7 protein-coding genes are annotated in these 8,241 nt (G+C 60.3%); 2 read left to right on the forward strand and 5 right to left on the reverse strand.

Annotation, left to right across the window (positions count from 1 at the left end):
• Nucleotides 1-2: 2 nt before the first annotated feature.
• The 4 genes from ACRRSD_RS24755 to ACRRSD_RS24770 all read right to left on the reverse strand — a co-directional run bounded on the left by ACRRSD_RS24755 (nt 3) and on the right by ACRRSD_RS24770 (nt 4,462).
• The gene (locus ACRRSD_RS24755; RefSeq protein ID WP_435035851.1) at nt 3-392 is read right to left on the reverse strand and encodes a hypothetical protein; all 390 of its coding nucleotides are present in this window, start codon (nt 390-392) and stop codon (nt 3-5) included.
• A 357-nt stretch (nt 393-749) separates the two neighbouring features.
• Nucleotides 750-2,576, reverse strand: coding sequence for a glycoside hydrolase family 15 protein (locus ACRRSD_RS24760; protein ID WP_435035853.1), 1,827 nt, complete (start codon nt 2,574-2,576; stop codon nt 750-752).
• A complete protein-coding gene (locus ACRRSD_RS24765; RefSeq protein WP_435035854.1) occupies nt 2,569-3,369 on the reverse strand; it encodes a glucose 1-dehydrogenase in 801 nt (266 codons plus the stop codon). The genes ACRRSD_RS24760 and ACRRSD_RS24765 overlap by 8 nt, the downstream gene beginning before the upstream one ends.
• A 91-nt stretch (nt 3,370-3,460) precedes the next feature.
• Entirely contained in the window at nt 3,461-4,462 is a 1,002-nt protein-coding gene (locus ACRRSD_RS24770) for a family 2 encapsulin nanocompartment cargo protein terpene cyclase (RefSeq protein WP_435035856.1), read from the reverse strand.
• Nucleotides 4,463-4,725: 263 nt separating this feature from the next.
• Between ACRRSD_RS24770 and ACRRSD_RS24775 the strand changes: the two genes are divergently transcribed.
• Complete coding sequence (locus ACRRSD_RS24775; protein ID WP_435035857.1) at nt 4,726-5,898, forward strand: MFS transporter; 1,173 nt, start codon at nt 4,726-4,728, stop codon at nt 5,896-5,898.
• A gap of 101 nt (nt 5,899-5,999) precedes the next feature.
• Here the strand turns inward: ACRRSD_RS24775 and ACRRSD_RS24780 are convergent, their stop codons facing one another.
• Nucleotides 6,000-7,133 (reverse strand): cupin-like domain-containing protein, encoded by a 1,134-nt coding sequence (locus tag ACRRSD_RS24780; RefSeq protein WP_435035859.1) that lies wholly within the window; start codon nt 7,131-7,133, stop codon nt 6,000-6,002.
• Nucleotides 7,134-7,262: 129 nt separating this feature from the next.
• Between ACRRSD_RS24780 and ACRRSD_RS24785 the strand changes: the two genes are divergently transcribed.
• Complete coding sequence (locus ACRRSD_RS24785) at nt 7,263-8,000, forward strand: thioesterase II family protein (protein WP_435035860.1); 738 nt, start codon at nt 7,263-7,265, stop codon at nt 7,998-8,000.
• The last annotated feature ends 241 nt before the right edge of the window (nt 8,001-8,241 follow it).

Consider the following 8,241-nt stretch of genomic DNA (forward strand, 5'->3'; position numbering starts at 1 on the left):
CCTTAAGCCTCGGCTTCCGCCACCTGATTGAAATACTTAGTACGATCCGGGGTAAACGTCACCCGCATCTTCGTACGCGAACAAGTCAGTGAACGTTCTTTGCTCAGATCAATATCCAGATCTTCTCCGCGCAAGCCTTGCCACTGCGCCAGATATTTCAGCGAGCCATATTTCTCGTTTTTCTTCAGGCTACGGCTCACGCCACCTTTCCAGCCGAGCACGGGCAGTTCGCCGGCGAGACATTTTTGCGCGAGGTCGGGGAAGCGGGTGGCGCGCTGGCGGCCGATTTCCCAGCATTTGATCAGGCCCTGGTCCGCGGCTTCCCAGAGCTGGGTGCGGGTCAGGCCCGTGCGAAGAGGGGAGTCGATGCTGCGCTGGACGTGCTGGGACATTCTGGTTCCTTGAATTCGGGTTTTATTGGACAGCTCCGCTGTGCCCGTTGCGGTGGATGGTAGGGGGGGATGTAACAGCTGGCAACAGGGTATTTCCGGGTGTGACTGAGTTGCGGGGGAGGGAGGACAGGGGGGATGTTTAGCCGTTGTAGTCCGCAGGTGTGCCCAACTGCGGCGAGGGGATTTATCCCCGTTGGGCTGCGCAGCGGCCCCAAAGTCAGAAGCGCCGATACTTCTGAATGAATGAGCAGGATGGTTTTGCGGCTGTACGCAGCCCAGCGGGGATAAATCCCCTCGCCACAGAAATCCTACAAAGTCATCATTTTGTGGGCTATTTCCTACAACCACTGGCGAACATTACGGCTGCCACTCACTCTTTTCCCCGCTCAAGCGCCGATCCAGAAAGCTCGCCGCGCTGATCAACGCCAAATGCGTCAGTGCTTGCGGGGTATTACCCAAATGCCGACCATGGCTGTCGAATTCCTCTGCATAGAGGCCCAGCGGATTGGCATAACGCAGCAATTGCTCAAACTCCAGATGGGCTTTTTCAACCTGCCCCGCGCGGGCCAGGCACTCGACGTACCAGAACGAACACGCGGCAAACGCGCCTTCAGTGCCGGCCAGGCCGTCAATGTTGCTGTCGTCATTGCGATAGCGATAAACCATGCCGTCGCGCACCAGGGTCTTTTCGATGGCCGCGAGGGTCGACAGCCAGCGTGGATCCTTGGCGCTGACGAAACGCACCAACGGCATCAACAGCATCGAGCCATCCAGCGCCGTACCACCCTTGTACTGGACGAAATGTCCGCGCTCTTCATTCCAGAAGTTGTCCCAGATATCCGCGTAAATCGCCTGTCGGGTCTGGTCCCACTGCGCAAACGGTGCCGGCAGCGAACGTTTCGAGGCCAATCGAATAGCCCGGTCCAGCGCCACCCAGCACATCAGCCGCGAGTGCAGAAAGTGATGTTGCTCACCGCGCATCTCCCAAATGCCGACATCGGCGGTCTGCCACGTCTCACAGACTTGATCGACCACTTCGCGCACATGCTTCCAGCCTTCGTGGGAAATCGCGTCGCCATATTTGTTGACCAGATACACCGCGTCCATCAGCTCGCCGAAGATATCCAGCTGAATCTGATCGTAAGCGCCGTTGCCGATGCGCACCGGTTGCGCACCGCCATGACCGGACAGGTGCGACAGCTCGGTTTCCGGCAATTCCTGACGACCATCGATGGCGTACAAAATATTCAACTTCATCGGCTTGCCGCAGCAATCGCTGACCCGCCCGCGCAACCAGCCCATGTAGGCGTTCGCCTCGCCGACAAAGCCCAGGCGCATGAACGCGTACACCGTGAACGAGGCATCGCGGATCCACGTGTAGCGATAATCCCAGTTGCGCTCGCCGCCGGGTGTTTCCGGCAGACCGAAGGTGGCGGCGGCGAGAATCGCGCCGTGTTTGCGCGACGTCAGCAGTTTCAACGCTAGGGCCGAGCGGTTGACCATTTCCCGCCAGCGTCCGCGATAAATCGACTGACCGATCCAGTCGCGCCAGAACTTCAGCGTGCGTTCCATGCACAAGTGTCCGGCGCCTTCGGCGAAGCGTGGATCATCGGTCGCACCGAGCATGAACGCCGCCGTTTCATCTTGCTTGAGCGTGAATTGCGCCACCGCCGCTTGCGCGTCGATCTGCATCGGCTGGTCCGAAGCCAGGCGCAGTGACGGTTGGCCAGCAGCGCTGAACGTCACGTCTTGTTGATCCATCTCTGCTCGGGTGTCGGCTCGGGCGTAATCGTGGCGCACGGCGCAGCGCATCGTGAAAGTCGCTTCGCCGCTGACCACACGTACCCGACGCATCAGCAGCGGCAGGGCATCGTCACTGTCTCCGATAGGCAGCAGATCGGTGACTTCCACCACCGCCCGCTCACTCAGCCAGCGGGTTTGCAGAACATTGGTGTCCGGCAGATAGATCTGCTCGCGGCGCGCATCAGGCAAGTCGGGCGCCAACTGGAAAATCCCCGCATCAGGGGTGTCCAGCAACGCACAGAAAATCGATGGGCTGTCGAACTCCGGCCAGCAGAAAAAATCCACACTGCCACGGTCGTTGACCAGTGCCGCGCTGCGCATGTCGCCGATGATGCCGTGGGCGTCAATCGGGCTTTGTCGTTCCAGGTGATGCTCAGCCATTGCCGCGAAACTCCGGATAGAGGCTCATGCCGCCGTCGATGAACAGGGTGGTGCCGACGATGTAATCGGAGGCGTCCGAGGCGAGAAAGACCACCGCATTGGCGACGTCTTCCGCGTCGCCGATGCGTCCGTAAGGGATCAGCTCAAGCAGCTTTTCGCCGGCAGTGCCTTCGGTGGCGTCTTGATTGATCGCCGTGCGAATCGCCCCGGGCGCGATGCCGTTGATGCGAATGCGTTGGTGGCTGACTTCCTGCGCGAGGGTCTGCATCAGTTGGTCGACGCCGCCCTTGGACGCGGCGTAATTGACGTGCCCGGCCCAGGGAATGCGCTGGTGCACCGAACTCATGTGGATAATCTTGCCGGCCGCGCGGGACACGCCTTCGCGAATGCCCTGGCGATTGAAGATGCGCAGGGCAGCGCGGGCGCAGAGAAACTGTCCGGTGAGGTTGACGCCGATGACCGCATTCCAGTCGTCCAGCGACATATCAACAGCGGCGGCGTCTTTTTGCATCCCGGAATTGGCCAGCAGAATATCCAGCGAACCGAAGGCATCGAGGGTTTCGGCGAACAGCCGTTCAACCTCGTCTTCCTTTGATACGTCGGCGCGGATGGCGACGGCCTGGCCACCGTCAGCGATGATCTGCCGGGCCAATGCTTCGGCCGGTTCAGCCTGGCGGTTGTAGTTGATGACCACCGCTGCGCCCGCCGCAGCCAGGGCTTTGGCGCAAGCGTGGCCGATGCCGGAGCTGGCGCCGGTGATCAGGGCTGTTTGTCGGGCGAGGGAAATATGCATGCAGCGTCGCGCCTTGGGTCGGTGGGCTTATTTAGCTGACCGACGGGCGGCGGCGAGAGTTCATCTCGCGATCATGAAAAGATCGATAGCTTTAGACCTGATAGCGCCCACTGGTGCGATGCCACTCCACGCTGCCGGCCAGCCAGCACTTGAGGCCCGTCAGATAGCATTTGAGTAACGGCGAGGCCCGCAGCAATACGGTGTTTTCTGCCGCCTCGTACAAATGCATGATTTCGTCGTGAATGGCGGCACTTTGCGCCATCGCTTGTTCAGGCGAGCATTGCTGTTCGCGGATCAACAGCAAGGGCAGGTTGAAATCACCGATCCCGGCTTGCTGCTCCTTCAGCGCCGAAAAAAGATCATTGGCAATGATCGTCGCGCTGGCGGCCAGAGTTGTCACGCGTCGCACGTCGGGTGCGCTGTACACATTTGCGGGCAGTTCATAGCCTCCGATGATGTCGATCAACGACAGGCACGGCAGGAAACTGTTGACCTGACGGTGGGCCAGATATTCCCAAAGCGCTGGCGTGAGACCTTCGGTGCGCCAGGCCGCTTCGGCGCTCATGGTCACGAACATGGCGATGATTTCATGGCGTACGCGTGCGACCTGTGCCGGTGTTGCGAGGGCCTCCACCCGCGCCAGATAGCCGCGCAGAGCGACCAGTACCGGATCGCTGCTCAGTGCCTGCTCAAGGCCGGGTCGGAAACGTTCGCTCAAGTAAACCGGTTCCAGCGCCGCCAGCGCCACGGACAGGCGCGGGCCGACCATTTTCGGTTCAGATCCGGTTCTCTCATCATCACAGTAGTAATCATCGACAGCGAAGAGGGCGGCAAAACATTGCGCCGCCAGTAGCAGACGATCGGGATCATCGGTGTCGGTATGGCAAAGCATGGCGAAGCGCCCGAAGCCCATCGCTCGCACTTTTTTGTGCTGGCCTGGAAAAATCCCGACCTGCTCGATCCACGGCATAAGGCGTTCGTCCACTTCCGCCGCCAGACAGGGGTCGACTCTAAAGGGTGCAAGTCCATACAGCGGCGGAACGGACCAAGGCGATTTCATCGACGATTCCTTCGCAGTTGAGCGCAGGGTCATCAGAGCCCGATTGACGAAAAAAGACACCTGTCAGACCTGACAGGTCTGTGGGCTTTGCGACAGATGGTCGTCGTCGATCCAGCATTCGACGGAGGTTTCCATCGGTCTGGTCAGTTGACGCCGGCAGGCTCGCTAGGGCAGCTGAATCACTTGTTCATCAAAAGGCCCTTGGACTTCACGCCTTCACATTCCACCAACAATTGCGCGCTTCCACGTCTCCCGGCGCTATGGCAACTTGGCGGCCCCTGATGAGGCTGTAACCCATGGCAAACCCCTACCGCGAATTATTCACCGCCCCCGGCGCACGAAATTTTGTGCTGGCCGGGATGATCGCGCGCATGCCGATCTCCATGACCGGTATTGGTGTGATCACCATGCTTTCACAGTTGAAGGGTGGCTATGCGTTGGCCGGTGCGGTGGCGGCGATGTTTGCCTTGGCCACGGCGTTTTGCGCGCCACAGGTGTCGCGTCTGGTTGACCGTTATGGCCAGCGAAAAATTCTCCCGATATCGGCGTTGATCGGCGGCGGGGCGCTGTTGATGTTGCTGCTCTGCACCCGCTTGCAGGCTCCGACCTGGACGCTGTTCATCTTCGCCGCGCTGGCCGGGTGCATGCCGAGCATGTCGGCGATGGTGCGGGCGCGCTGGACGGAAATCTATCGCGGCCAACCACAACTACAGACCGCTTATGCGCTGGAGTCGGTGCTCGATGAAGTGTGTTTCATCGTCGGCCCACCGTTGTCGGTGGGCTTGTGTGTGGCAGTGTTCCCCGAGGCCGGGCCGTTGGCGGCGTTGTTGGCGCTCGCTATTGGTGTCACGGCGTTCGTCGCCCAGCGCAGCACCGAGCCGGCGGTGCATCCGCAGGAGTCGCATCATCAGGGTTCGATCATTGCTTCAACAGACATTCAATTGCTGCTGGCGCTGATGATTGCCATGGGCATCATCGTCGGTGTGATTGATGTGGTCAGCGTCGCGTTTGCCCAGCAGCAAGGGCAACCGGCAGCCGCGAGCATTGTGCTGTCGGTGTACGCCATCGGTTCGTGCCTGGCCGGTATCGCCTTCGGTGCGATGCGCTCGAAGCTGCCATTGCCGCAACTGTTTTTGTACGGCGGCGTGGCGACGGCGGTGACGACGTTGCCGCTGTTGCTGGCGAGCAATATTTTCGGCTTGTCGGTGGCCGTGTTCGTCGCCGGGCTGTTCTTCTCGCCAACGCTGATTGTGGCGATGGCGTTGATTGAGCGCATTGTGCCGCCAGCCAAACTGACTGAAGGCCTGACCTGGCTGGTCACCGGTTTGAGTATCGGCGTGGCGATGGGGGCTGCCGGTTCCGGTTGGCTGGTGGATGCCTTCGGTGCTCGTAGCGGGTTCTGGCTGGCGATTGCGGCCGGTGCGGTGGTGCTGGGCTCGGCAATACAGAGTTACCGCCATCTCGAGTAGGAGCTGCGGCACGCTGCGATCTTTTGATCTTGATCGTTAAAGTCAAAAGATCGCAGCCTCGTTTCACTCGACAGCTCCTACAAAGTGGAGGTGGCAGCTGTTTACCAGCCTCGTCCCGAGTTGACCCAGAAATTCACTGACAGCGAAGTCGACACCGACTCCACCTGATGGAACCAGCCCTCCGGCAAAAACAGCAGATCCCCAGCCTCCAGCGTTACGCGCAGGAAGGTCACGTCCCGAGCGGCGGGGAAGCGCTCGTAGTCCGGCGCATCCGGGTTGAAATCACAACCATCCAGGCCACCCTTCGGCGCCGTCGACCAGGTGCCCAATGCTTGACGATGATGCGGCGCGGCGAGGGTGAATTTCTTCTGCCCCCAGACCTGCGCGAAGAGGTTGTCGGTGTCGTCACGATGCAACGGCGTCAATGTGCCTTTCGGCCCGATCCAGATACGCGGCGGAATGAATAACGAGGCGTCGAAGTAGGCCGGGTATTTGATCTGTTGCATCAACTGCGCCGGCAGGATGTTGTTGCCCATGTAGGCGGGTGGTTCGCCATTCACACCTTTGACCGCCGGTTGATCCAGCGAGGCGATGAAGTCGGCCATCGATGTTGAGCGGAAATCACGTTCGGTGGAGAAGGTTTTCTTCACGTAGTCGCCATGGCGGGTGATGCCTTGCAGCTCGGCGAAATGCACCAGCGATTCTTCACGGCTGAGCTTGAACAGTGGCCAGTCCTGCAGCGCATTGCTGATCACCACGGGAATGCCGTTGGGCAGATAGCGGCTTTTGAACTCGGTGACCGACAGATCACTGCGCGCAAGGCGTTCGATGCTGCTTTGGGTCGGCAGGCTGGCGGTGAGTTTTTCACTGAAGCGCGGCGGGGTCGGGTAGCGCTTGTTCATGTCGACTTTTTCCGCCACGGCGCGGCCGTGCATCGCATGCTCGATGATCTGCGGCAGCATCGTTGCCAGGCCCATATTGCCGCCGATCTTCAGGCGTCCGCTGGCGAACAGCTCTTCGACGTTGGCCATGCCGCTCATGATCCCGAGGAAATCGCGCTCGGCGACTTCAATGGTCACGTCCGGGCTCGCGTGGCGTCCGGGCACGGTGCGGCTGCTGGCCTTGACCTCGGACCAGTAGGCCTGCTGCGGACCAAACACGAATTGAAAAACGCCTTCGATGCCGACGGCGCCGGCATTGGCGAACAGTTTGCCCAGGATGCTCTGCAGGTCCACGGTGATCCCTCATTATTGGTTTTGGCCTGAACAGTTAACGAGCGCCTGTTGGGGGAATTTACTGGTCGATGACTAATTTGCCCGGCGTGGGATCCGTCTCTCTCTACAGATGAATTTTTCGAGGAAAGCGTGGTGACCAAGCTGACCCTGCTGTGCCTGCCGTATTCCGGCGCCAGTGCCATGGTCTACAGCCGCTGGCGGGCGAAACTGCCGCAGTGGCTACACTTGCAACCGGTTGAGCTGCCGGGACGTGGCGCACGTTTTGGTGAGCCGCTGCACACCGACATGCGTGGGCTCGCGATGCAACTGGCCAAGGAATTGCGCCCGACACTCAAAGTCCCTTATGCACTGTTCGGCCATAGCCTTGGCGCATTGTTGGCCTGCGAAATGGCGCATGCCTTGCGCGCGCTTGGTTGCCCGGAGCCGGTGGCGATGTTCGCTTCCGGCACGGCGGCACCCACCCTGCGCGCCGATTATGATCGCGGCTTTGCCGAACCCAAGACCGACGCCGAGTTGATCGAACAACTGCGCACGCTCAATGGCACCAGCGAAGAAGTGCTGGCCAACGAAGAGCTGATGAGCCTGACCTTGCCGATCCTGCGCGCGGATTTTCAGCTGTGCGGCAAGTTCGAACCGCTGGCGCGACCGCTGCTCAATTGCCCGGTGCATGTGCTCGGCGGCAAGGCTGACCGCGCCACCACCGAGCAATTGATCGGCTGGAGCAAGGAAACCCGCGGCAGCTTCTCGGTTGACATGCTCGCGGGCGGGCACTTCTTTATTCATGAGCATGAAGCGAAGGTACTGAAGGTGATCAAGGATCAGCTCGATGTGCACCATCGCCGGCATGCCATGGCCGCGACTGCCTGACCACCGCAAACCCCTGTGGGAGCGAGCCTGCTCGCGAATGCGCCGTGTCAGCCAATATAGATGGCGCCTGACACACCGCGTTCGCGAGCAGGCTCGCTCCCACACTGATTTGCACATCTCTCAAACCCTCGCACAGCCCCGCCTGACACTTGTTCTCATTCGCTAATTTTTCCGGTCTGCATTCGTTTTATAGGGATGACGTGCCTTTGTGCTTCCTGCCTACTGATCCGGATGCTGAGAA

This window comes from Pseudomonas neuropathica, assembly GCF_051174785.1.
Lineage (GTDB): Bacteria > Pseudomonadota > Gammaproteobacteria > Pseudomonadales > Pseudomonadaceae > Aquipseudomonas > Aquipseudomonas neuropathica_A.

Coding starts and splice junctions, on each gene's coding strand:
- ACRRSD_RS24770 (WP_435035856.1), bottom strand. CDS start 4,462: ATGACCCTGCGCTCAACTGCGAAGGAATCGTCGATGAAATCGCCTTGG.
- ACRRSD_RS24775 (WP_435035857.1), top strand. CDS start 4,726: ATGGCAAACCCCTACCGCGAATTATTCACCGCCCCCGGCGCACGAAAT.
- ACRRSD_RS24765 (WP_435035854.1), bottom strand. CDS start 3,369: ATGCATATTTCCCTCGCCCGACAAACAGCCCTGATCACCGGCGCCAGC.
- ACRRSD_RS24755 (WP_435035851.1), bottom strand. CDS start 392: ATGTCCCAGCACGTCCAGCGCAGCATCGACTCCCCTCTTCGCACGGGC.
- ACRRSD_RS24760 (WP_435035853.1), bottom strand. CDS start 2,576: ATGGCTGAGCATCACCTGGAACGACAAAGCCCGATTGACGCCCACGGC.